Source organism: Pseudomonas sp. AC255 (assembly GCF_979258175.1).
The window spans coordinates 5,613,342-5,635,582 of record NZ_OZ409841.1; the positions used below are offsets into that span (position 1 = coordinate 5,613,342).

Consider the following 22,241-nt stretch of genomic DNA (forward strand, 5'->3'; position numbering starts at 1 on the left):
GACTGGCGGACAGCCTTTAATGGTCTTGGCGGGGCTGTCGATGTAGGATACAAGGCCTTCATTCTAGACATAGCGCCGTCTGGCGCCTAGCTGCCCATGACCATTGCGAATTCCCCGTACCAAGCCTTTGCCACCCTGCTGACTGCCAGCGGCCACAACGTCTCGCCTGCCGAACTGCACGGCGTGCTGCTCGGGCGCAGTTGCGCCGGGGCCGGCTTCGATCACGAAGGCTGGCTGATCGACGCCGCCGAACTGCTCGAAGGCGACATCCAGGACAACGTCCGCAACGCTCTGATCGGCCTGCAGGAGATGGTTAAAGGCGAGCTGACCGGCGACGACGTCACTGTCGTGCTGCTGCTGCCGACCGACGATGCACCGCTGGCCGACCGCGCTGCCGCACTGGGCGAGTGGTGCCAGGGCTTTCTCAGCGGTTTCGGCCTGAACTGCCGCGACAGCAGCATGCTCAGCACCGAAGCCACCGAAGTGCTGCAGGATCTGGCCGCCATTTCCCAGGTGCAGGACGCGCTGGAAGAATCCGAAGACGGCGAATCCGACTACATGGAAGTCATGGAATACCTGCGCGTCGCGCCGTTGCTGCTGTTCTCGGAAACCAAAAAAGCCGATGTGCCGCCAGCCGCCAAGCCGTCGCTGCATTAATCGCGTGCCAGGGAAAGCCATCTGCCCATGACCCATATCCCCAAAGCGGAATACAGCCGTCGCCGCAAGGCCCTGATGGCGCAGATGGAACCCAACAGCATCGCGATCCTGCCCGCCGCCGCGGTGGCCATCCGCAACCGCGACGTCGAGCACGTCTACCGTCAGGACAGCGACTTCCAGTACCTCAGCGGTTTTCCCGAGCCACAAGCCGTCATCGTCCTGATGCCCGGCCGCGAGCACGGCGAGTACATCCTGTTCTGCCGTGAACGCAATGCCGAGCGCGAATTGTGGGATGGCCTGCGCGCCGGGCAGGAAGGCGCGATCCGCGAGTACGGCGCCGACGACGCCTTTCCGATTACCGACATCGACGACATCCTCCCGGGCCTGATCGAAGGCCGCGACCGAGTGTATTCGGCGATGGGCAGCAACCCTGAATTCGATCGGCATTTGATGGACTGGATCAACGTGATCCGCTCCAAGGCGCACCTCGGCGCGCAGCCGCCGAATGAATTCGTTGCCCTGGATCACCTCCTGCACGACATGCGCCTGTATAAATCGGCGGCAGAAGTGAAGGTGATGCGCGAAGCCGCGCGGATTTCGGCGCAGGCGCATATCCGCGCGATGCAGGCCAGTCGTCCGGGGCTGTATGAATACAGCCTCGAAGCCGAGCTGGATTACGAATTCCGCAAGGGCGGGGCGAAGATGCCGGCCTACGGTTCGATTGTCGCCGCCGGGCGCAACAGCTGCATCCTGCATTACCAGCAAAATGACGCGCTGCTCAAGGACGGCGATCTGGTGTTGATAGACGCTGGTTGCGAGATCGACTGCTACGCCAGCGACATCACCCGCACCTGGCCGGTCAATGGCAGGTTCTCGCCGGAGCAGAAGGCGATCTACGAGTTGGTGCTGGCTTCGCAGGAAGCGGCATTCGCCGAGATTGCCCCCAACAAGCACTGGAACCAGGCGCACGAAGCCACGGTGCGGGTGATCACCGCAGGTCTGGTCAAGCTTGGCTTGTTGCAGGGCGAGGTTGACGAGTTGATCGCCAGCGAAGCCTACAAGGCTTTTTATATGCACCGCGCCGGCCACTGGCTGGGCATGGATGTGCATGACGTCGGCGAGTACAAGGTCGGCGGCGAATGGCGCGTGCTGGAAGTCGGCATGGCGCTGACCGTGGAGCCGGGTATCTACATCGCGGCGGACAATCAGAACGTGGCGAAGAAATGGCGCGGCATTGGCGTGCGCATCGAGGATGACGTGGTCGTGACCCGATCCGGCTGTGAAATCCTCACCAGCGGCGTGCCAAAAACCGTCGCCGAGATCGAAGCGCTGATGGCACAAGCAAGGACACACGCAGCATGAGTCGAGTCAATCTGGCAATCATCGGTGGCGGTCTGGTCGGCGCCAGTCTGGCGTTGGCGTTGCAGGCCGGGGCCAAGGCGCAGGGCTGGAAAATTGTCCTGATCGAACCGTTCGCCCCCGGCGACAACTGGCAGCCGAGCTACGACGCCCGCTCCTCGGCGTTGTCCTTCGGCTCGCGGCAGATTTATCAGCGCCTGGGCGTGTGGCAGGAAATTTCCCGCCGAGCCGAGCCGATCAAACAGATTCACGTCTCTGACCGTGGCCGCTTCTCCACCGCGCGCTTGTCGGCGATGGAAGAGGGTGTGCCAGCGCTCGGTTACGTGGTGGAAAACGCCTGGCTCGGCCAGTGCCTGTGGCAGCACCTCGACAAAGACGTGATCACGTGGCGCTGCCCGGCGGAAGTCACGCGCATGGAGCCGTTGGCCGATGGCTATCGCCTGACCCTCAACGATGAAACCACGCTGGAATGCGATCTCGCAGTGCTCGCCGATGGCGGCCGCTCCGGCTTGCGCGAACAGTTGGGCATCAACGTGCGCAAGCGCCCGTACAACCAGAGCGCGCTGATTGCCAACATCACCCCGAGTGAAGCGCACAACGGCATGGCCTTCGAGCGCTTCACCGACGAGGGGCCGATGGCCCTGCTGCCGCTGCCGGACAATCGCTGCGCCTTGGTCTGGACCCGTCTGGGCATGGATGCGCAGCGTCTGACCGAGTTGAGCGAGCGTGATTTTCTCAGCGAGCTGCAAGGCGTGTTCGGTTACCGCCTCGGCACTTTGAAACAGGTCGGCGCACGGCATTTGTATCCGCTGGCACTGATCGAGGCTGAAGAACAGGTGCGCTCGCATCTGGCCGTGCTCGGCAACGCCGCACACAGCCTGCACCCGATCGCCGGCCAGGGCTTCAACCTGTCGCTGCGTGACGCCGACGCCTTGGCTGCCGCGCTGCTGGCCAGCGACAAGCCGCTGGGCGACTTCGCCACGTTGCAGGCCTATCGCGAACGGCAGCGCCTCGATCAGGACCTGACGGTGGGCTTCTCCGATCAGGTCACGCGTCTGTTCGGCAGCACCCAGCCGCTGGTGTCGCTGGGGCGCAACCTCGGCCTGCTCGGCCTCGACCTGCTGCCGCCAGCCAAACGCTGGTTCGCCCGGCAGGCGATGGGTCTGGGAACCCGTCCGGATGCTTGAGTGGCTGAGCAACACATTCGGCAAGGCACGACTGATGCGTTGGGTAATGACCTGCTACCCGCCATATCTCGGCGCGGGTGTGCGGGTGCGCCACATCAGCGATGACTTTCGCGACGTTCAGGTGTCCATGGGGTTGGGCTGGTACAACCGCAACTATGTCGGCACCCAGTTTGGCGGCAGTCTGTATTCGATGGTCGACCCGTTCTTCATGTTGATGCTCATGGAAAACCTCGGTCCGAAGTACATCGTCTGGGACAAGGCTGCCGACATCGATTTCATTGCGCCGGGCAAAGGTAAAGTGTTCGCCCGGTTCAACATCGACCAGACGTTGCTCGACGAGATCCGCCGACAGACCGCCAACGGCGATAAATACCTGCCGCAGTTGCAGGTCGACATTCATGACGGCGCCGGCAACCTTGTGGCGCGGGTCGGTAAAACCCTTTACGTGCGGCTCAAGCCGCAAGCGAGACAGGCCTAAAGCATGGAAATGCGCGCAGATCTGCTGATTGTCGGAGCCGGAATGGTCGGCAGCGCCCTGGCGCTGGCGCTACAGGACAGTGGGCTGGAAGTGCTGCTGCTCGACGGTAGCCCGCTGAGTGTCAAACCCTTCGCTGCCGAAGCGGCGTTCGAACCGCGCGTCAGTGCATTGTCGGCGGCGAGCCAGCGCATTCTCGAGCGCCTTGGCGTCTGGGACGGCATCGCCCAGCGGCGCAGCAGCCCGTACACCGACATGCACGTGTGGGACGGCAGCGGCACCGGGCAGATTCATTTCTCGGCGAGCAGCGTGCATGCCGATGTGCTCGGCCACATCGTCGAAAATCGCGTGGTCCAGGATGCGCTGCTCGAGCGTCTGCATGATTGCGACCTCGGCATGTTGGCCAATGCGCGGCTGGAGCAGATGCGTCGCTCCGGCGATGACTGGCTGCTGACCCTGGCCGACGGCCGCACCTTGCGCGCGCCGCTGGTGATCGCGGCCGATGGCGCCAATTCTGCTGTGCGCCGTCTGACCGGCGTGGCGACTCGCGAGTGGGATTATCTGCATCACGCCATCGTCACCAGCGTGCGCTGCAGCCAGCCGCACCGCAAAACCGCCTGGCAGCGCTTTACCGATCACGGGCCGCTGGCGTTTTTGCCACTGGAGCGTGACGGTCAGCAGGACTGGTGCTCGATCGTCTGGTCGACCACGCCGGGTGAAGCCGAGCGCCTGATGGCACTCGAGGAGACTGCGTTTTGCGCTGAGCTGGAGCGAGCGTTCGAAGGGCGCCTCGGTGAAGTGATCAGCGCCGATCCGCGTCTGTGCGTGCCGCTGCGTCAGCGCCATGCCAAGCGCTACGTCGCTGAGGGCCTGGCCTTGATCGGTGATGCGGCGCACACCATTCACCCGTTGGCGGGGCAGGGTGTGAACCTTGGTTTCCTCGATGCAGCGGTGCTGGCGGAAGTGCTCCTGCAAGCGCATGAGCGCGGTGAGCGACTGGCGGACGTCAAAGTGTTGAGCCGCTACGAGCGTCGGCGCATGCCGCACAATCTGGCGCTGATGGCGGCGATGGAAGGCTTCGAGCGGTTGTTCCAGGCCGACCCCCTGCCGCTGCGCTGGTTGCGCAATGCCGGATTGAAACTGGTCGAGCAGATGCCCGAGGCCAAGGCGTTGTTTGTGCGCGAGGCGCTGGGGTTGACGGGGGACCTTCCGGCCTTGGCCAAACCCTGAGATGTTCGTTGTTGCTGCTGACCTCATCGCGGGCAAGCCCGCTCCCACAGTGGTCGGTGTGAAGCATTAATGTTGGACACACCGAAAACTTTGTGGGAGCTGGCTTGCCAGCGATGGCGTCGGCAAACCCGACACAAAAAAACGCTGTGCAACATCTGGTAACGCCTTCCCCCAGTGTTCGATTGTGGTGGTAAATGTGAGTCCTTATCATTTGGCCCACCTTTCCCGACCGTGAGACCACTCCCATGTTGGCACCCAAGCGTCTTCTGACCGCACTGGCCTTGACCCTGATCGGCAGCACCACTGCCCAGGCCGCCGATGAGGTGGTGGTGTACTCGTCGCGCATCGATGAGCTGATCAAACCGGTATTCGATGCCTACACCGCCAAGACCGGGGTGAAGATCAAGTTCATCACCGACAAGGAAGCGCCGCTGATGCAGCGCATCAAGGCCGAAGGCGAAAACGCCACCGCCGACCTGCTGCTCACGGTCGATGCCGGTAACCTGTGGCAGGCCGAGCAGATGGGCATTCTGCAGCCTTTCACCTCGAAAACCATCGACGCCAATATCCCTCAGCAATATCGCTCGTCCACCCACGCCTGGACCGGCCTGAGCCTGCGCGCACGGACCATCGCCTATTCCACCGAGCGGGTGAAGCCGGGCGAACTGACCACCTACGAAGCGCTGGCCGACAAGAACTGGGAAGGCCGCCTGTGCCTGCGCACGGCGAAGAAGGTCTACAACCAGTCGTTGACTGCGACCATGATCGAAGTTCACGGCGCCGAGAAGACCGAGAAAATCCTCAAGGGCTGGGTCAACAACCTGTCCACTGACGTGTTCTCCGATGACGTTGCAGTGCTGGAAGCGATCAACGCCGGGCAGTGCGATGCCGGCATCGTCAACACCTACTACTACGGTCGCCTGCACAAGCAGAAGCCTGAACTGCCGGTGAAGCTGTTCTGGCCGAATCAGGCGGATCGCGGTGTGCATGTGAACCTGTCGGGCATCGGCCTGACCAAACATGCACCGCACCCGGAAGCGGCCAAGGCGCTGGTCGAATGGATGACCACGCCTGAGGCGCAGAAGATTTTTGCTGATGTGAATCAGGAATTCCCGGCCAACCCGGCGGTGGCGCCATCGGAAGAAGTGGCGGCGTGGGGCAAGTTTGTTGCTGATACGTTGCCGGTTGAGGTGGCGGGTAAACGTCAGGCTGAGGCGATCCGGATGATGGATCGGGCGGGGTGGAACTGAGGCGTTTCGTGTAACTGTTGATCTAAGATCGCTCCCTCACCCCAGCCCTCTCCCGGAGGGAGAGGGAGCCAACTTGTGTTGTTTTCGAAACTTGAGTTCGACTCAATATCTCAGGTCGATGTAGTTTGCATGAGCACCTCGGTCAGTTCCCTCTCCCTCCGGGAGAGGGCTAGGGTGAGGGCAGCAATCCCAACCTGAAATACGCATTCCAAGAACACCCCAATCCCTCCAGAGACCCAAAAGTGGCCCACCCCGCCCAACGCCGCTGGTACCCCATCGTCTTCGCCATCGCCGCGCTGGTGTTGTTGCCCCTGAGCGTGTTGCTGCTGTCGTGGCAAACCATCGATCAGCAGATCTGGTCGCACCTGTGGCAAACCCAGATGCCGCGTCTGCTCGGCAATACCCTGACGCTGATCCTCGGCGTCGGTGTCGGCGTGACTCTGCTGGGTGTCAGCCTGGCCTGGCTGACCAGCCTCTGCGAATTTCCCGGTCGGCGCTGGCTCGACTGGGCGCTGATGCTGCCATTCGCCATTCCAGCGTATGTACTGGCGTTCGTTTTCGTCGGCCTGCTCGATTTCGCCGGGCCCGTGCAGTCCCTGTTGCGCGAATGGTTCGGCACCGGCCTGCGCCTGCCTCGGGTACGGTCCACCGGCGGGGTGATCGTGGTGCTGGTGCTGGTGTTTTATCCCTACGTTTATCTGCTGGCGCGCACCGCGTTTCTGGCTCAGGGCAAAGGCCTGATGGAAGCGGCGCGGGTGCTCGGGCAATCGCCGTGGCAGGCGTTCTGGCGGGTCGCGCTGCCGATGGCGCGTCCGGCGATTGGCGCGGGCGTGGCGCTGGCGCTGATGGAAACCCTCGCCGATTTTGGCGCGGTATCGGTGTTCAATTTCGACACCTTCACCACGGCAATCTACAAGACCTGGTACGGCTTCTTCAGCCTGCCCAGCGCTGCGCAACTGGCCAGTCTGTTGCTGCTGGTGGTGATGCTGGTGCTGTACGGCGAGCGCCGTGCACGCGGGGCGAATCGGGCCAGCAACGAGCGGCCACGGGTGAAGGCGCTGTATCACCTGCGCGGGCTCAAGGCGTTCGCGGCGACGGGCTGGTGTGGATTGGTGTTCGCCTGCGCCTTCGTCATCCCGGTGCTGCAACTGATCGTGTGGTTCTGGCAGCGTGGACGCTTCGATCTGGATGAGCGCTACGCCGGACTGATTCTGCACACGCTGTACCTGGGTGCCATGGCGGCGCTGATCACCGTCAGCGTTGCACTGTTGCTGGCGTTTGCCCGGCGCCTGGCGCCGACCCCAGCCATCAACTCCGGCGTCGGTCTGGCCAATCTCGGCTACGCCTTGCCCGGTTCGGTGCTGGCGGTGTCGATCATGCTTGCCTTCAGTTATCTGGATCGTGAGCTGGTGATTCCGCTTTCGTCATGGCTCGGCGGTGCGGGCAGACCGTTGCTGCTCGGCAGCCTCGCAGCTTTGCTGATGGCGTATCTGGTGCGCTTTATCGCTGTCGCTTACGGGCCGCTGGAAAGCAGTCTGGCGCGTATACGGCCATCTTTGCCCGAAGCGGCACGTAGCCTGGGTGTCAGTGGGCCGCGGCTGTTTTTCAAAGTGTATCTGCCGCTCTTGCTGCCCGGCACTTTGAGTGCGGCGTTGCTGGTGTTCGTCGATGTGCTCAAGGAAATGCCCGCGACCCTGCTGATGCGCCCGTTTGGCTGGGACACGCTGGCGGTGCGCATCTTTGAAATGACCAGCGAAGGCGAATGGGCGCGCGCCTCGTTGCCGGCATTGACCCTGGTGCTGGTTGGTCTATTGCCAGTGATCGGATTGATTCGACGTTCGGCGCACCGAAACTAGGGGGCGTTCTCGATTGGTTTCCCCACCGCGCCGGGTCTGCTGTTGTGCAGGGCAAGACGCGAGAAGCGTGGTTTGGTTGTTCCAAATAAGCTTCGAGCAACGCAGCCCTGCACAACAGCAGGCCCGGCCCTCCGGGTTGTGCCTAAAAGCGAGCCAGCCTGCGTTGCAGGCCTTGAAAAGGGAATACCATTCCCAGCGGCCTGCGCCTTGCCTGGCTCGCTTTTAGGCGACAACGCGGTGGGGAAACCAATTGAGAACGCCCCCGTAGTAGTGAGTCCTACATCATGCGGCTACAATGCGCGGCATTCGGTGCGGTTCGTCTGACAGACCCGTGCGCTGGAATCGGCTGCAAGCCTTATTCATCAAGGCCTTCAGCCGTATAGCGGCGGTCCGCACCCTCGCCACGCCCGGAAGGAGAAACCCATGGGACAGCGTACGCCTCTGTATGACCTGCACCTCGCGCTCGGCGCGAAGATGGTCGATTTTGGCGGTTGGGACATGCCACTGCATTACGGCTCGCAGGTCGAGGAGCACCACGAAGTGCGCCGCGATTGCGGGGTGTTCGATGTTTCCCATATGACCGTGATCGATGTCACCGGCGCCCAGGCCAAGGCCTGGCTTCAGCATTTGCTGGCCAACGACGTCGAACGTCTGCACCGCCCGGGCCGGGCGTTGTACAGCACCATGCTCAATGAGCGCGGCGGCATCGTCGACGACATGATCGTCTATCGCCTCGACGACGCGTACCGGCTGGTGTTCAACGCCTCGACCCGCGATCAGGATCTGGCCTGGATGAACGCCCAGCTCGGCGCCTACGACGTGCAACTGCACGAGCGCGCGGAGCTGGCGATGCTTGCCATCCAAGGCCCGCAGGCCCGGCACAAGATTGCCGAACTGGTGACCCAGTCGCGCGCCACGCTGATCCAGCAACTCAAACCTTTCGAAGGCGCCATCGACGGCGACTGGTTTATCGCGCGCACCGGTTACACCGGCGAGGATGGCCTGGAAATCTGCCTGCCCGCCAATCAGGCGCCGGGTTTCTTCAACGACCTGGTCGGTGCCGGTATTTCTCCGATCGGCCTTGGCGCTCGCGACACCTTGCGTGTCGAGGCCGGAATGAACCTGTACGGTCAGGACATTCATCAGGACGTTTCACCGCTGGCCTCGAACATGGCCTGGAGCATCGCCTGGGAGCCGGCCTCGCGGCAGTTCATCGGCCGCGCGGCGCTGGAGGCGGAAAAACCGCCGGCGTGGCGCACAAACTGGTCGGTCTGGTGCTGGAAGAACGCGGGGTTTTGCGCGCTCACCAGGTGGTGCGCATCGCCGATGTTGGCGAAGGGGAGATCACCAGTGGTAGTTTCTCTCCTACGCTGAGCAAATCGATTGCCCTGGCGCGTGTACCGATGGCAACCGCCGACCGCGCTGAAGTGGAAATCCGTGGCAAGTGGTACCCGGTGCGAGTGGTCAAACCGACCTTCGTGCGCCATGGCAAAACCTTGATCTAACCTTTTCTGGCGGGTATGACCGCTGACCAATTTCCGAGGAACCGAAGATGAGCGATATCCCTGCCGAACTGCGTTTTGCCGAAAGTCATGAATGGGCGCGTCTGGAAGCTGACGGCACTGTCACCGTGGGCATCAGCGATCACGCGCAGGAAGCGCTGGGCGACGTGGTGTTCGTCGAGTTGACCGAAGTCGGCAAGGTGTTCGCCGCCGGTGATCAATCCGGCGTGGTCGAGTCGGTGAAAGCCGCCTCCGACATCTACGCCCCGGTCAGCGGTGAAGTCATCGCGATCAACGAGGCGCTGACCGACTCGCCAGAAGAGCTGAATAATGACCCGTACGGCGCGTGGATCTTCAAGCTCCAGCCAAGCGACAAGGCCGAGCTGGACAAGCTGCTGGATGCTGCTGGGTACAAGGCTGCAATCGGCGAGTAAGTTGCCGGCAACACCCAAAGCCCCGATTCGTCGGGGCTTTTTTTCAGAATCAAAAGATCGCAGCCTTCGGCAGCTCCTACCTTTGAAATACATTCCCCTGTAGGAGCTGCCGAAGGCTGCGATCTTTTGATCTTCGAGGGCACTGCTATGCTGGTTTGACCGTGTCGATTGACGCCAAGCGCCAGCCAGGAGAGCCCGTCATGTCCCAGTCGCCGTCCCTGAGCCAGTTACGCGATCCCGAAGCCTTTCTGCGCCGCCACCTTGGCCCGGATGCCGCCGAGCAGCAGGCGATGCTCGACAGCCTGGGCCTGGGCAGTCGTGCCGAGCTGATCGAGCAGACCGTGCCGCCGAGCATTCGCTTCAATCGCGCACTGGATCTGCCGCCGGCCCTCGACGAACAGACTGCGCTGGCGAAACTGCGCGGTTATGCCGAGCAGAATCAGCTGTTCACCAGCCTGATCGGCATGGGCTATCACGGCACCGTGACGCCGACCGTCATTCTGCGCAATGTGCTGGAAAATCCCGGCTGGTACACCGCGTACACCCCATACCAACCTGAAATCGCTCAAGGCCGGCTCGAAGCGCTGCTCAATTTTCAGCAACTGACCATCGACCTCACCGGCCTGGAGCTGGCCAACGCCTCGCTACTCGATGAGGCCACCGCAGCGGCCGAAGCCATGGCGTTGGCCAGGCGCGTGGCGAAGTCGAAGAGCAATCTGTTTTTTGTGGATGAAAACTGCCATCCGCAAACCCTCTCCGTGGTGCAGACCCGCGCCGAAGGTTTCGGCTTCGAGCTGGTCGTCGACGCGGTGGATAACCTGGCGCAGCACGAGGTGTTCGGCGCGCTGCTGCAATACCCCGACACCCACGGCGAAATCCGCGATCTCAAACCCTTGATCAACCACCTGCACGCACAACAGGCCCTGGCCTGCGTCGCTACCGATTTGCTCAGCCTGCTGGTGCTGACGCCGCCGGGTGAGTTGGGTGCCGACGTGGTGTTCGGTTCGTCCCAGCGTTTCGGTGTGCCGATGGGTTATGGCGGCCCGCACGCGGCGTTTTTCGCCAGTCGTGAAGAATACAAACGGGCGATTCCGGGACGAATCATCGGTGTATCGAAAGATGCTCGTGGCAACGTCGCGCTGCGCATGGCCCTGCAAACCCGCGAGCAACACATCCGCCGCGAGAAAGCCAATTCGAACATCTGCACCGCGCAGGTATTGCTGGCCAATATCGCCAGTTGCTACGCGGTGTATCACGGCCCGGAGGGTTTGAAGCGTATCGCCCAGCGCGTGCATCGCCTGACCTGCCTCCTCGCCGCGGGACTCGAGCGCAACGGCATCAAGCGGCTCAACAGGCAATTCTTCGACACCCTGACCCTGGAGGTCGGCGGTGCGCAAACGGCGATCATCGAAAGCGCTCAGGCGGCGCAGATCAACCTGCGCATTCTTGGCCGCGGCCGCGTCGGTCTGAGTCTGGACGAGACCTGTGATGAACACACCGTGGCGAAGCTGTTCGATGTGCTGCTCGGCGCCGATCACGGCCTGAGCGTTGATGCGCTTGATGCGCAGGACATCGCCTCGGGAATTCCCGACGAACTCCAGCGCAGCACGCCGTACCTGCAACATCCGGTGTTCAACGCTCACCACAGCGAAACCGAGATGCTGCGTTACCTCAAACAACTGGAAAACAAGGATCTGGCGCTCAATCAGTCGATGATTCCGCTCGGTTCCTGCACGATGAAGCTCAACGCCACCAGCGAGATGATCCCGATCACCTGGCCGCAGTTCGCCCATCTGCATCCGTTTGTGCCGAGGGAGCAGGCTGTCGGTTACACACTGATGATCGAAGAGCTTGAGCGTTGGCTCTGCGCGATTACCGGTTTCGATGCGATCTGCATGCAGCCCAACTCCGGCGCCCAGGGCGAATACGCCGGGCTCCTGGCGATCCGTAAATATCACGAGAGCCGAGGAGAGGGCGCGCGGGATATCTGCCTGATTCCGTCGTCGGCCCACGGCACCAATCCAGCGTCGGCGCAGATGGCCGGGATGCGCGTAGTCATTGTCGAATGCGATGAGGCGGGCAACGTCGATCTGGATGATTTGCAGCTCAAAGCCGCCGAGGCTGGGAATAAGTTGTCGTGCCTGATGGCGACCTATCCGTCGACCCATGGCGTTTACGAGGAAGGCATCAGCGACATCTGCGCAGTGATCCACCAGCACGGCGGCCAGGTGTACATGGATGGCGCCAACCTCAATGCCCAGGTTGGTCTCGCCCGACCGGCGGACATTGGCGCCGACGTGTCGCACATGAACCTGCACAAGACCTTCTGCATTCCCCATGGCGGCGGCGGGCCGGGCATGGGGCCGATCGGCGTCCGTGCGCATCTGGCGCCGTTCGTCGCCAACCATCCGGTGGTGCCGATTGACGGGCCGCTGGCGCAGAACGGCGCAGTCAGCGCAGCACCGTGGGGCAGTGCGAGCATTTTGCCGATCAGTTGGATGTACATCGCCATGATGGGCCCGCAACTGGCGGACGCCAGCGAGGTGGCGATTCTGGCGGCGAATTATCTGGCGCAGCATCTATCCGGGGCATTCCCGGTGCTTTACGCCGGGCGCAACGGCCGGGTGGCGCATGAATGCATTCTTGATCTGCGCCCACTGAAGGCGCAGACCGGCATCAGCGAGGAAGACGTTGCCAAGCGGCTGATGGATTACGGCTTCCACGCGCCGACCATGTCCTTCCCGGTAGCGGGTACGTTGATGGTCGAGCCGACCGAGAGCGAATCCAAGGCAGAACTCGACCGCTTCATCGCGGCGATGCTGAGTATTCGCGCAGAGATCAATGAAGTGCAGAAGGGCAACTGGCCGGGCGAAGACAACCCGCTCAAACGCGCGCCGCATACGCTGGCCGATGTCACTGGGATCTGGGAACGGCCGTACAGCATCGAACAGGCCATCACCCCGGATGCGCACACGCGATTGCACAAATATTGGCCGGCGGTGAATCGGGTGGATAACGTCTACGGCGATCGCAATCTGTATTGCGCCTGCGTGCCGGTGGATGATTACCGCTGAAGATCAAAAGATCGCAGCTCCTACAGTAGGAATGCATTCCAAAGGTAGGAGCTGCCGAAGGCTGCGATCTTTTGATTCTGGCGCAAAAAAAGCCGCTCGATCGAGCGGCATTTTTGAGGGTGCGAGGCTTACTCGGACGCCACGGCGTTCTTCGCCAGAATCGCGTTCGCCAGTTCCATGTCCGAAGCCTGCAGGCCCGGGTTGTCGGCGCGGACTTTCTGCATGGCTGCTTCCAGGTACGGGCCACGGATGCCGCCGTCGCTGGCGACGAAGCTGCCGGCGTCGTCCTGGGCGGCGACGATCAGCTTGTGATCCTTGAACGTCAGGTAGGTCGAGCCGGTGGTGGCACCGGAGGAGATGACGTTACGCCAAAAGCTGTCCGCCATGGCCGAACCAACGGGAAGCGACAGCAGGGCCAAGGTGGCGACAGCAAGTTTGAGACGCATGATGAGGTGACTCCTGGGATTGACTACGGCGTTGGATAGCCGATCCCCCGATCCAGTTCCGTGCTGAATTATTTCAACTCACTTTGCGGCGTCACCCGCAGTACTTCTTCCACCGTGGTCAGCCCCGCCGCGACTTTCTGCGCGCCGGACAGGCGCAGGCTGCGCATGCCTTCCTTGAATGCCTGACGCCTGATCGCGGTGAGGTCGGTATCCGGGGTGATCAGCGCTTTGAGGCTGTCGCTCAGTTGCATGATTTCGTAGACCCCGGCGCGGCCGCGATAGCCGGTGTCGCGGCATTCCAGGCAACCGATCGCTCGCTGCGCATTGCTCGGCAGCGGCGCTTGCCAGGGCCGGGTCAGGGTTTGCCAGTCTTCATCCTCGAGCGTCAGTGGCGCCTTGCAGTGCGGGCATAACGTGCGCACCAGACGCTGAGCCATAACGCCGAGCACGGTGGCTTTGATCAGGTAATGCGGCACACCGAGTTCGAGCAAACGGCTGATGGCGCTCGGCGCATCGTTGGTGTGCAGCGTCGACAGGACCAAGTGCCCGGTGAGCGCGGCCTGAATCGCCATTTCCGCAGTTTCCAGATCGCGGATCTCGCCGATCATGATGATGTCCGGGTCCTGTCGCATCAGCGCGCGCACCCCGGCGGCGAAGGTCAGTTCGATGTTGTGCTGCACCTGCATCTGGTTGAAGGCCGGCTCGACCATTTCGATCGGGTCCTCGATGGTGCAGAGGTTGACCTCCGGCGTCGCCAGTTTTTTCAGCGTGGTGTACAGGGTGGTGGTCTTGCCCGAACCGGTCGGCCCGGTGACCAGAATGATGCCGTTTGGCTGGCGGGTCATGTCCTGCCAGCGCCGCAGGTCGTCGGCGCTGAAACCCAACTGGTCGAAATTTTTCAGCAGCACTTCCGGGTCGAAGATCCGCATGACCATTTTTTCGCCGAACGCCGTCGGCAAGGTCGACAAACGCAACTCCACTTCGCCGCCGTCCGGGGTCTTGGTCTTGACCCGGCCATCCTGGGGTTTGCGTTTTTCCGCGACGTTCATGCGACCGAGGCTTTTCAGGCGGCTGACAATCGCCATGGTCACCTGCGGCGGGAATTGATAGACGTTGTGCAACACGCCATCGATGCGAAAGCGCACGGTGCCGTGCTCGCGGCGCGGTTCGATGTGGATGTCGCTGGCGCGCTGCTGGAAGGCGTACTGGAACAGCCAGTCGACGATGTTGACGATGTGCGCGTCGTTGGCGTCCGGTTCCTGGTCGCTGGCGCCGAGATTGAGCAGTTGTTCGAAATTGCCGAGGTTGCCGCCCTGGGCGTCGGCATTGCTGGCGCCGCTGACCGATTTGGCCAGACGAAAGAATTCGACGCTGAAGCGCTGGATGTCGACCGGGTTGGCCACAACGCGTTTGATCGGCAGCTTCAACACGTGGGTCAGGTCGGCTTCCCAACCGCTGACGTAGGGCTGAGCGCTGGCCACGGTGACCGAATCGCGGTCCACGGCGACGGCGAGAATCTTGTGGCGCTGGGCGAAGGCATAGGACATCAGCGGCGTGATCGCCGCGACATTGATTTTCAGCGGATCAATGCGCAAATACGGCTGACCGGCCTGTTGCGCCAGCCACAGGGTCAGGCTTTCCAGATCCAGATGTTTGCCCGGACGGCTGAGGTCGTCGAGTTGCTGGCTGGCGATGAATTCCAGCGGATGCATCTGCCCGTGAGCAGCATGGCGACGGCGGGCGTTGAGCGCCTGTTCCGCCGCGTCCTGGCAGATGAAGCCTTGGGCGACCAGTTCCCGTAATACATCGTTGAGGTCCAGCCAGCGGTCCTGAGTGACAAATTGAACGGACATGCGGCTTTCCTTTTTAAGCGTCATGCGCAAAAGGATAGTCGTGGCTCTGCTGACCGTTGGGCCACTACCCGACGAAGCCGTTGCCGGATTTGTCAGCCGGCAGCCTGGGCGGGCGCTTGCCACGCGGCGTCGGCGTTGTGCAGGTCCACCGCGCAGACGCTGATCAGGTTGCGCAGTTTTTCCGCGATCACTTGCGCGCGATGCCAGCTCAGGCCGCTCATGAGGAGGTCGATCGACAGCAGATCGTCCTGGCGCTGGACGTTGACCTGCTCCGGGGTCAGAAACTGCAAGGCGAACAGATTCAGCACGCGCACCAGCAGGTCCGGCTCGGCCTCGGCAAGGATTCGGTACTGCGCCAGGCAGTGAGCGTTGTTGAGGTTCCAGACATCGGCGCGGGTGGGGGTGCTGTTCACGGCTTCAAGGTGCGGCATGGCGAGTCTCCAAAATCACTGGAGAAATTTTTACATTCGGTGCGGGGTATTTCTTGGCTATGATCGGCGTCTGAACGGATTTATCGAAAGAGTTGATTCGTGAAAGCTGATCTTTGAGGATTTTTATGCACAGCGAGCTGGACGCCTACGACCGCAAGATCCTCGCCTTGCTCCAGGAAGACGCTTCGCTGTCGAGCGCGCAGATCGCCGAACAGGTCGGCCTGTCGCAATCGCCGTGCTGGCGGCGGATTCAGCGGATGAAGGAGGAGGGCATTATTCGCGGTCAGGTGACCTTGCTGGATCGCAAGAAGATCGGCCTGAACACGCAGATCTTTGCCGAGATCAAACTCAACGCTCATGGGCGTTCGAACTTCACTGAATTCACCGAGGCGATTCGCGGCTTTCCGGAAGTGCTGGAGTGTTATGTGCTGATGGGCGCGGTGGATTTCATGTTGCGCATAGTCGCGGCGGACATCGAGGCGTACGAGCGGTTCTTCTTCGAGAAGCTGTCGCTGGTGCCGGGGATACAGGAAGTGAATTCGATCGTGGCGCTTTCTGAAATCAAGTCCACCACCAGCCTGCCGGTCTAGTGCGGATGGCCTTTGTGGCGAGGGGATTTATCCCCGCTGGGCTGCGCAGCAGACCCCGCTTGATCGTTCCCACGCTCCGCGTGGGAATGCAGCCCGGGACGCTCTGCGTCCCAAAGCGGACGCAGAGCGTCCATTGAGACGTGCCCACGCAGAGCGTGGGAACGATCAGGTGGGAAGGTGTTTAGCTGCGCAGGAGGATTTTCCAGGCGCGGTTCTGGTACACCGCAATTGCCTGATGCTTGCGTGCATCGAGCAGTTCGTCGGTGATGGTCGGCTCGTTGGCCAGTTGCGCCAGTTTGTTCAGCTCACCGTACAGGCGATCCATTTCCGGGATGTCCAGCACGTTGCGCGCATGGTGCAACCAGACCTGAATGCGTTCGATACGCGGCAGTTGTTCAGCGAGATCTTCCGGCTGCTGCTGATAGCGTTGCAGCTGCAGAGCAGTGGCTTCTTCGCCGAGCAGACGCGGCAGCCAGCTGTGCAGTTGCGCGTCACCCTGACGATTACCGCGAGTGTTGCGGTCGGCGGTCCAGGTGCGGGCCAGCAGCCAGCGTGAAGCGTTCAGCGAGAACTGGCCCCAGCGCGGGTCTTCCAGTTCTTCGAGGAACTGCTCCGGCGCGGCCTTGCGCACGTCTTCGTCTTCGATACCGACCTGTACCAGCGGACGCCAGTCTTCCAGCAAGGCATCGAGGGCCACGCGCAGATCGTGGGTCGACTGACGCGGCGCAGCCTGACCGAGGCTGCTGAGCAGGGCGCGCATTTCCGCGAGGTTCTCGACCCAGTCCTGCAACAGACGCCAGTGGCCGTTGAAGCGATATTGTTCGGCCAGACGCTGGCTGCTGCCGAGCAGATGCCAGCTCAGCGCGGCGAAGGCGTCGTCGAGACGGGTTTCGCTGGTCAGCTGCGGCGCTGGCAGGCTCAGCGAGTAGCTGTTGGCGTCGTGCAGGCGATAACCACGCTCGGCCTTGCTGATATCGCATGGCATCAGCGCCAGGGTTTCGGCCAGTTCGGCAGCCAGTTCCAGCAACGCGGCAGGCTCGCCTTCGCGCAGCTCCAGTTCCAGCTCGCAGATTTCTTCTTTCTGCTTGCCGACCACCACGTGACCGAGATCCAGCGCGGCCTCGATAACCACTTTGGTCTTGCCACGGCCCCAGGCGATTTCGGCGCGCTCGCGGACGAAATCGGTGGTGAAGATCGGCTTGAGGGTTTTCTTGTCCAGCTCGGCGAGCGACTCTGGCCAGCATTCGCCGTCGAGTTTCTTCACGTCGAGCTTGGCTTTCGGCAGTTTCCAGTCGTACTCGTTACGCTCGGACAGACCGGCGACGCTCTGGCCACGGGTCTTGAGGGTCTGAATCACTTCGTCACCGTCCTTGCGCAGGCGCAGGGCGACCTTGGCCTGGGCGAGGTCGCGCTCGGGGGTGTCGAAGTACTGGTTCATCAACTCACGGCGTTCCCAGCCACTTTTGTTGCGTTTCTTCAGCAGCGGGTGCTCGCGCAGGGCAGCGAGGGTTTCGCGGCTGACGCGGAGTTTGATTTCAGTTTCTTTTTGCATGGCCGGAACATCCAGAATCGGGAGCGCAGCCGGGGGAATGTGTGGCTGCCAAGGCCGTGCAGTGTACAGGAGTCAAACTTCCTACGCCCTGCGGCGGTTTATTCCGCGCGCCGGATGGTTCTATAGTGGGCCTCAATCCGGGACCTGGAGTCAGTGATGCCATTGCCGTCCATGCAAGACCAGTTCGCCGCGCTGATTGCCGCGCCATCGGTCAGCTGCACCCAACCGAACCTGGACCAGTCCAACCGCGCCGTCATCGATCTGCTGGCGGGCTGGCTCGGTGACCTGGGTTTCAGCTGCGATATCCAGCAGGTCAGCCCCGGCAAATTCAATCTGCTTGCCAGTATCGGCAGCGGCCCCGGCGGCCTGGTGCTGGCCGGGCACAGCGACACCGTACCTTATGACGATGCGTTGTGGCAGACCGACCCGCTGAAGCTCACCGAAGTCGACGGTCGCTGGGTCGGGCTGGGCAGTTGTGACATGAAGGGCTTCTTCGCGCTGATCATCGAAGCCGTGCAGCCGCTGCTCGATCAGCCGTTCAAACAGCCATTGCTGATCCTCGCCACCTGCGACGAAGAAAGCTCGATGTCCGGCGCCCGCGCGCTGGCCGAGGCCGGGCAGCCGCTGGGCCGCGCGGCGGTGATCGGCGAGCCGACCGGGCTCAAGCCGATTCGCATGCACAAAGGCATCATGATGGAGCGCATCGACATCCTCGGGCAGAGCGGCCACTCCTCGGATCCGCGCCTGGGCCACAGCGCCCTTGAAGCGATGCACGATGCCATCGGCGAACTGCGCGGTCTGCGTCTGTTGTGGCAGCGCGAATTCAGCAACCCACAGTTCAGCGTACCGCAACCGACGATGAACTTCGGCTGCATTCATGGCGGCGACAACCCCAATCGCATCTGCGGCCAGTGCTCGCTGGAATTCGACCTGCGCCCGCTGCCGGGCATGGACCCGAGCGTGCTGCGTGCGGAAATCCTGCGCAAGCTCAACCCGGTGGCCGAGCGGCATAAGGTGAAAATCGATTACAAACCGCTGTTCCCGGAAGTGCCGCCGTTCGAGCAGTCCGAAGATGCCGAACTGGTGCGCATCGCTGAAAAGCTCACCGGCCATCGCGCCGAAGCAGTAGCGTTCGGCACCGAAGCGCCTTATCTTCAGCGCCTCGGCTGCGAAACCATCGTCCTCGGCCCCGGCGACATTGCCTGCGCGCATCAACCCGGCGAGTACCTTGAAATGTCACGTTTGCAGCCTACCGTGCATCTGATTCGGCAGTTGATTGAACATTATTGCCTGACGACAGACGAACGATGACGACCCTGTGTGGGAGCGAGCCTGCTCGCGAAAGCGTTTTGTCAGTCGCGATTGATGAACCTGATCCACCGCTTTCGCGAGCAGGCTCGCTCCCACAGGGTTAAATGTCTTGCATCAACCCGGTAAATTGCCTGCACCACAACCCGTATTCATGAGGAGAGCGCGCGTGTCGCCAAGCCTGTTCCGACGATAACCATCAGCCCGCTGTGCGTTTTTCGTTTCGCCCCTTTTTTCGGCTGCTCTTTATTACAGGCCCAGGTTCATGCCCGAATACGTTAATTGGCTTCGCCACGCGTCTCCCTACATCAATGCCCACCGCGATTGCACCTTCGTCGTCATGCTTCCCGGCGACGGCGTCGAGCATCCGAATTTCGGCAATATCGTCCACGACCTGGTCTTGCTGCACAGTCTGGGCGTGCGTCTGGTGCTGGTGCACGGCTCGCGCCCGCAGATCGAAACCCGCCTCGCCGCCCGTGGCCTGACCCCGCATTACCATCACGGCATGCGCATCACCGATGCCGCGACGCTTGAGTGTGTGATCGATGCGGTGGGCCAGTTGCGCATCGCCATCGAGGCGCGGCTGTCGATGGACATGGCCTCGTCGCCGATGCAGGGCTCGCGTCTGCGCGTGGCCAGCGGCAACCTCGTCACCGCGCGGCCGATCGGTGTGCTGGAAGGTGTCGACTATCACCACACCGGTGAAGTGCGTCGGGTTGACCGCAAGGGGATCAATCGCCTGCTCGATGAACGCTCGATCGTATTGCTGTCGCCGCTGGGCTACTCGCCGACCGGTGAAATTTTCAACCTCGCCTGCGAAGACGTCGCCACCCGCGCCGCGATTGATCTGGGCGCGGACAAGCTGCTGTTGTTCGGCGCCGAACTCGGCCTGATCGACGAAAACGGCAAACTGGTGCGCGAACTGCGCCCGCAACAAGTGCCGGCACATTTGCAGCGCCTCGGCATGAGCAACTATCAAGCGGAGTTGCTCGATGCCGCCGCCGAAGCCTGCCGTGGCGGTGTGGCGCGCAGTCATATCGTCAGTTACGCCGAAGATGGCGCGCTGCTGACTGAGCTGTTCACCCGTGACGGTGGCGGTACGCTGGTCGCGCAGGAGCAGTTCGAACTGGTGCGCGAAGCGGCGATTGAAGACGTCGGCGGTTTGCTCGACCTGATCAGTCCGCTGGAAGAGCAGGGCATTCTGGTGCGCCGCTCGCGGGAAGTGCTGGAGCGCGAGATCGAGCAGTTCAGCGTGGTCGAGCGCGAAGGCATGATCATCGCCTGTGCGGCGCTGTATCAGATTGCCGATTCCGATGCCGGCGAACTGGCGTGTCTGGCGGTGAATCCGGAATACCGCCACGGCGGACGCGGCGACGAATTGCTGGAACGCATCGAAACCCGCGCGCGGGCGCAGGGTTTGAAAACCCTGTTCGTACTTACTACGCGCACTGCGCACTGGTTCCGCGAGCGCGGGTTCGAGCCTAGCAGCGTGGAACGCCTGCCAGCGGCGCGGGCGTCGCTGTACAACTATCAGCGCAATTCGAAAATTTTCGAAAAGACCCTCTGAACACCAGCGAGGTCTGTGGCGAGGGATTTATCCCCGCTGGGTCGCGTAGCGGCCCCCTGTGTTTTCACTTGGAATCGCTGGGGGACTGCTGTGCAGTCCAACGGGGATAAATCCCCTCGCCACTTTCTGCATTCAGTCAGAGATGAACCTGGCGCTGACGTACGGCGAATAATCCGCCAGCACTGTTTCGACCTTGCCCTGTTCCTTCAAGAATTTCGCCGTTTCGGCAATGGCCTTCGCGGTGCCGCCGTCCAGCAGCGCCGTGCTTTGCTGCGCCTTGGCATCCGGGAACGCCGAACCGGCCAGCAGTTCCGGTACATCTGCTGCGTTGGCACCGGTCAATTTGGCGATTTTCTGCACAGGCACCGAGTCGGCCGTCCAGCTGTCTTTGTGCGCGGCGTACTCAGCGAACGAATCCAGGGTGACCTTGGCGAATTTCGCCACGACCTCGGGATGCTTCTCGGCAAAGTCCTTGCGCGCCACCCACACCTCGAAGGTCGGCGCACCCCACTGGCCGACCTGGGCGGCGTCGGCCAGGGTCTTGCCGGTCTTGCGGATCTCGCCTAGCGCCGGCGACCAGACAAACGCCCCATCAATGTCGCCACGCTTCCACGCGGCGGCGATTTCCGCCGGTTGCAGGTTGACCACTTTGACTTGCGAAGTATTCAGGCCCCAGTGCTTCAGCGCCCCAAGCAGACTGTAGTGCGAGGTCGACACGAACGGTGTGGCGATGGTCTTGCCGACCAGATCCTGCGGTTTGTCGATGCCGCTGCCGTTGCGCACCACCAAGGCTTCTGCGGCATTAATCTGCGCCGAAACGATAAACGCCACGATCGGCAGATTGCGTGAAGCAGCTGCTGCCAGTGGGCTTGAGCCAAGGTTGCCGATCTGCACGTCGCCAGAAGCAATGGCAGTGACGACTTCCGGGCCGCTGTTGAAACGACGCCAGTCGATCTTCTCGCCGATGGTTTTTTCATAGACACCATCGGCCTGCGGCACTTTGCTCGGATCGATCCCGGTCTGGTAACCGACCGTCAGACCGGCGGCATGTGTGGAAAAAGAAAACAGTGCCGACACACAAACTGTAACAAATTGACTTGATAGTGCGCGTTTCGCCATGATGCGTCGCCTTTTCGATGGGATTTGCCGTGTTGGGAGCACGGCAAAGCTAATCGATCTAAAAAAGGTCAACAAATACCATTTAGGAATGAGCTTAGGCGCCGATACGCTGTTTCCCGGCGCGGATGGCCATTAATGGGCCATATACCTGAATGGCATGAAAAAGAACGAATAAATTCTTTTGGGATTATCAGGAAGTCTTTACGCTGCAGGGACCAAATCACTCGCGATTAGACGATGGTCGTAGACATACAAGGTTACGATTGACTTGGCAGTCACGGTCTGGCGCTAATCGCGGATCTTAGGATTCAGGGCAAATCGACCCCGAACCAGGAACACAAGAATTAGAAC

17 protein-coding genes and 1 pseudogene are annotated in these 22,241 nt (G+C 61.8%); 13 read left to right on the plus strand and 5 right to left on the minus strand.

What is annotated here, in order from left to right; genetic code table 11:
• Window positions 1-96: 96 nt before the first annotated feature.
• The 10 genes and pseudogenes from ACZZ0K_RS25300 (at window position 97) to gcvP (ending at window position 13,024) form a co-directional block, all read left to right on the plus strand.
• A complete protein-coding gene (locus ACZZ0K_RS25300; RefSeq protein WP_016772633.1) occupies window positions 97-657 on the plus strand; it encodes a YecA/YgfB family protein in 561 nt (186 codons plus the stop codon).
• 27 nt (window positions 658-684) lie between these two features.
• Window positions 685-2,019, plus strand: a complete 1,335-nt coding sequence (gene pepP, locus ACZZ0K_RS25305) for a Xaa-Pro aminopeptidase (protein ID WP_041476895.1) — start codon at window positions 685-687, stop codon at window positions 2,017-2,019.
• A complete protein-coding gene (gene ubiH / locus ACZZ0K_RS25310; RefSeq protein WP_041476893.1) occupies window positions 2,016-3,203 on the plus strand; it encodes a 2-octaprenyl-6-methoxyphenyl hydroxylase in 1,188 nt (395 codons plus the stop codon). Before pepP ends, ubiH begins: the two co-directional genes overlap by 4 nt.
• Window positions 3,196-3,681, plus strand: coding sequence for a DUF4442 domain-containing protein (locus ACZZ0K_RS25315; RefSeq protein ID WP_252882845.1), 486 nt, complete (start codon window positions 3,196-3,198; stop codon window positions 3,679-3,681). Before ubiH ends, ACZZ0K_RS25315 begins: the two co-directional genes overlap by 8 nt.
• Before the next feature lie 9 nt (window positions 3,682-3,690).
• Window positions 3,691-4,908, plus strand: coding sequence for a 2-octaprenyl-3-methyl-6-methoxy-1,4-benzoquinol hydroxylase (locus ACZZ0K_RS25320; protein WP_463559817.1), 1,218 nt, complete (start codon window positions 3,691-3,693; stop codon window positions 4,906-4,908).
• Between the two features lie 245 nt (window positions 4,909-5,153).
• Window positions 5,154-6,158, plus strand: a complete 1,005-nt coding sequence (locus ACZZ0K_RS25325; RefSeq protein ID WP_258707328.1) for an extracellular solute-binding protein — start codon at window positions 5,154-5,156, stop codon at window positions 6,156-6,158.
• A gap of 242 nt (window positions 6,159-6,400) precedes the next feature.
• On the plus strand, window positions 6,401-8,014 hold the full coding sequence (locus ACZZ0K_RS25330; protein WP_258707327.1) for an ABC transporter permease: 1,614 nt from the start codon (window positions 6,401-6,403) through the stop codon (window positions 8,012-8,014).
• Between the two features lie 423 nt (window positions 8,015-8,437).
• Window positions 8,438-9,519, plus strand: a pseudogene (gcvT, locus tag ACZZ0K_RS25335) (glycine cleavage system aminomethyltransferase GcvT).
• 47 nt (window positions 9,520-9,566) lie between these two features.
• Entirely contained in the window at window positions 9,567-9,950 is a 384-nt protein-coding gene (gcvH, locus tag ACZZ0K_RS25340; protein WP_150742944.1) for a glycine cleavage system protein GcvH, read from the plus strand.
• Window positions 9,951-10,150: 200 nt separating this feature from the next.
• Window positions 10,151-13,024 carry an aminomethyl-transferring glycine dehydrogenase gene (gene gcvP / locus ACZZ0K_RS25345; protein ID WP_252879071.1) on the plus strand — a complete coding sequence of 958 codons (2,874 nt, stop codon included), beginning with the start codon at window positions 10,151-10,153 and terminating at the stop codon, window positions 13,022-13,024.
• Between the two features lie 128 nt (window positions 13,025-13,152).
• Here the strand turns inward: gcvP and ACZZ0K_RS25350 are convergent, their stop codons facing one another.
• The 3 genes from ACZZ0K_RS25350 to ACZZ0K_RS25360 all read right to left on the minus strand — a co-directional run bounded on the left by ACZZ0K_RS25350 (window position 13,153) and on the right by ACZZ0K_RS25360 (window position 15,754).
• Entirely contained in the window at window positions 13,153-13,473 is a 321-nt protein-coding gene (locus ACZZ0K_RS25350; protein ID WP_172667868.1) for a DUF2388 domain-containing protein, read from the minus strand.
• Between the two features lie 65 nt (window positions 13,474-13,538).
• Window positions 13,539-15,323: a type IV pilus assembly ATPase TfpB gene (gene tfpB / locus ACZZ0K_RS25355; RefSeq protein ID WP_024014732.1), complete on the minus strand. Its 1,785-nt coding sequence runs from the start codon at window positions 15,321-15,323 to the stop codon at window positions 13,539-13,541.
• A 92-nt stretch (window positions 15,324-15,415) separates the two neighbouring features.
• Window positions 15,416-15,754: a hypothetical protein gene (locus ACZZ0K_RS25360; RefSeq protein WP_258707325.1), complete on the minus strand. Its 339-nt coding sequence runs from the start codon at window positions 15,752-15,754 to the stop codon at window positions 15,416-15,418.
• Window positions 15,755-15,879: 125 nt separating this feature from the next.
• Here ACZZ0K_RS25360 and ACZZ0K_RS25365 point away from each other — a divergent pair, with 125 nt between their 5' ends.
• A complete protein-coding gene (locus tag ACZZ0K_RS25365) occupies window positions 15,880-16,344 on the plus strand; it encodes an Lrp/AsnC family transcriptional regulator (protein ID WP_024014730.1) in 465 nt (154 codons plus the stop codon).
• Window positions 16,345-16,525: 181 nt separating this feature from the next.
• Here the strand turns inward: ACZZ0K_RS25365 and ACZZ0K_RS25370 are convergent, their stop codons facing one another.
• A complete protein-coding gene (locus ACZZ0K_RS25370) occupies window positions 16,526-17,896 on the minus strand; it encodes a CYTH domain-containing protein (protein ID WP_056786219.1) in 1,371 nt (456 codons plus the stop codon).
• A 156-nt stretch (window positions 17,897-18,052) separates the two neighbouring features.
• On the opposite strand from ACZZ0K_RS25370, the gene argE reads away from it, so the two are divergent.
• Window positions 18,053-19,207 (plus strand): acetylornithine deacetylase, encoded by a 1,155-nt coding sequence (gene argE / locus ACZZ0K_RS25375; RefSeq protein ID WP_258707324.1) that lies wholly within the window; start codon window positions 18,053-18,055, stop codon window positions 19,205-19,207.
• Between the two features lie 262 nt (window positions 19,208-19,469).
• A complete protein-coding gene (argA, locus tag ACZZ0K_RS25380; RefSeq protein WP_016772647.1) occupies window positions 19,470-20,771 on the plus strand; it encodes an amino-acid N-acetyltransferase in 1,302 nt (433 codons plus the stop codon).
• A gap of 132 nt (window positions 20,772-20,903) precedes the next feature.
• On the opposite strand, the gene tauA is transcribed toward argA, so the two are convergent.
• Window positions 20,904-21,893 carry a taurine ABC transporter substrate-binding protein gene (gene tauA / locus ACZZ0K_RS25385; RefSeq protein ID WP_252886070.1) on the minus strand — a complete coding sequence of 330 codons (990 nt, stop codon included), beginning with the start codon at window positions 21,891-21,893 and terminating at the stop codon, window positions 20,904-20,906.
• Between the last annotated feature and the right edge of the window lie 348 nt (window positions 21,894-22,241).

Coding starts and splice junctions, on each gene's coding strand:
- ubiH (WP_041476893.1), top strand. CDS start 2,016: ATGAGTCGAGTCAATCTGGCAATCATCGGTGGCGGTCTGGTCGGCGCC.
- gcvH (WP_150742944.1), top strand. CDS start 9,567: ATGAGCGATATCCCTGCCGAACTGCGTTTTGCCGAAAGTCATGAATGG.
- ACZZ0K_RS25315 (WP_252882845.1), top strand. CDS start 3,196: ATGCTTGAGTGGCTGAGCAACACATTCGGCAAGGCACGACTGATGCGT.
- ACZZ0K_RS25300 (WP_016772633.1), top strand. CDS start 97: ATGACCATTGCGAATTCCCCGTACCAAGCCTTTGCCACCCTGCTGACT.
- ACZZ0K_RS25320 (WP_463559817.1), top strand. CDS start 3,691: ATGCGCGCAGATCTGCTGATTGTCGGAGCCGGAATGGTCGGCAGCGCC.
- tfpB (WP_024014732.1), bottom strand. CDS start 15,323: ATGTCCGTTCAATTTGTCACTCAGGACCGCTGGCTGGACCTCAACGAT.
- argA (WP_016772647.1), top strand. CDS start 19,470: ATGCCCGAATACGTTAATTGGCTTCGCCACGCGTCTCCCTACATCAAT.
- ACZZ0K_RS25370 (WP_056786219.1), bottom strand. CDS start 17,896: ATGCAAAAAGAAACTGAAATCAAACTCCGCGTCAGCCGCGAAACCCTC.
- ACZZ0K_RS25365 (WP_024014730.1), top strand. CDS start 15,880: ATGCACAGCGAGCTGGACGCCTACGACCGCAAGATCCTCGCCTTGCTC.
- ACZZ0K_RS25325 (WP_258707328.1), top strand. CDS start 5,154: ATGTTGGCACCCAAGCGTCTTCTGACCGCACTGGCCTTGACCCTGATC.
- ACZZ0K_RS25360 (WP_258707325.1), bottom strand. CDS start 15,754: ATGCCGCACCTTGAAGCCGTGAACAGCACCCCCACCCGCGCCGATGTC.
- argE (WP_258707324.1), top strand. CDS start 18,053: ATGCCATTGCCGTCCATGCAAGACCAGTTCGCCGCGCTGATTGCCGCG.
- pepP (WP_041476895.1), top strand. CDS start 685: ATGACCCATATCCCCAAAGCGGAATACAGCCGTCGCCGCAAGGCCCTG.
- gcvP (WP_252879071.1), top strand. CDS start 10,151: ATGTCCCAGTCGCCGTCCCTGAGCCAGTTACGCGATCCCGAAGCCTTT.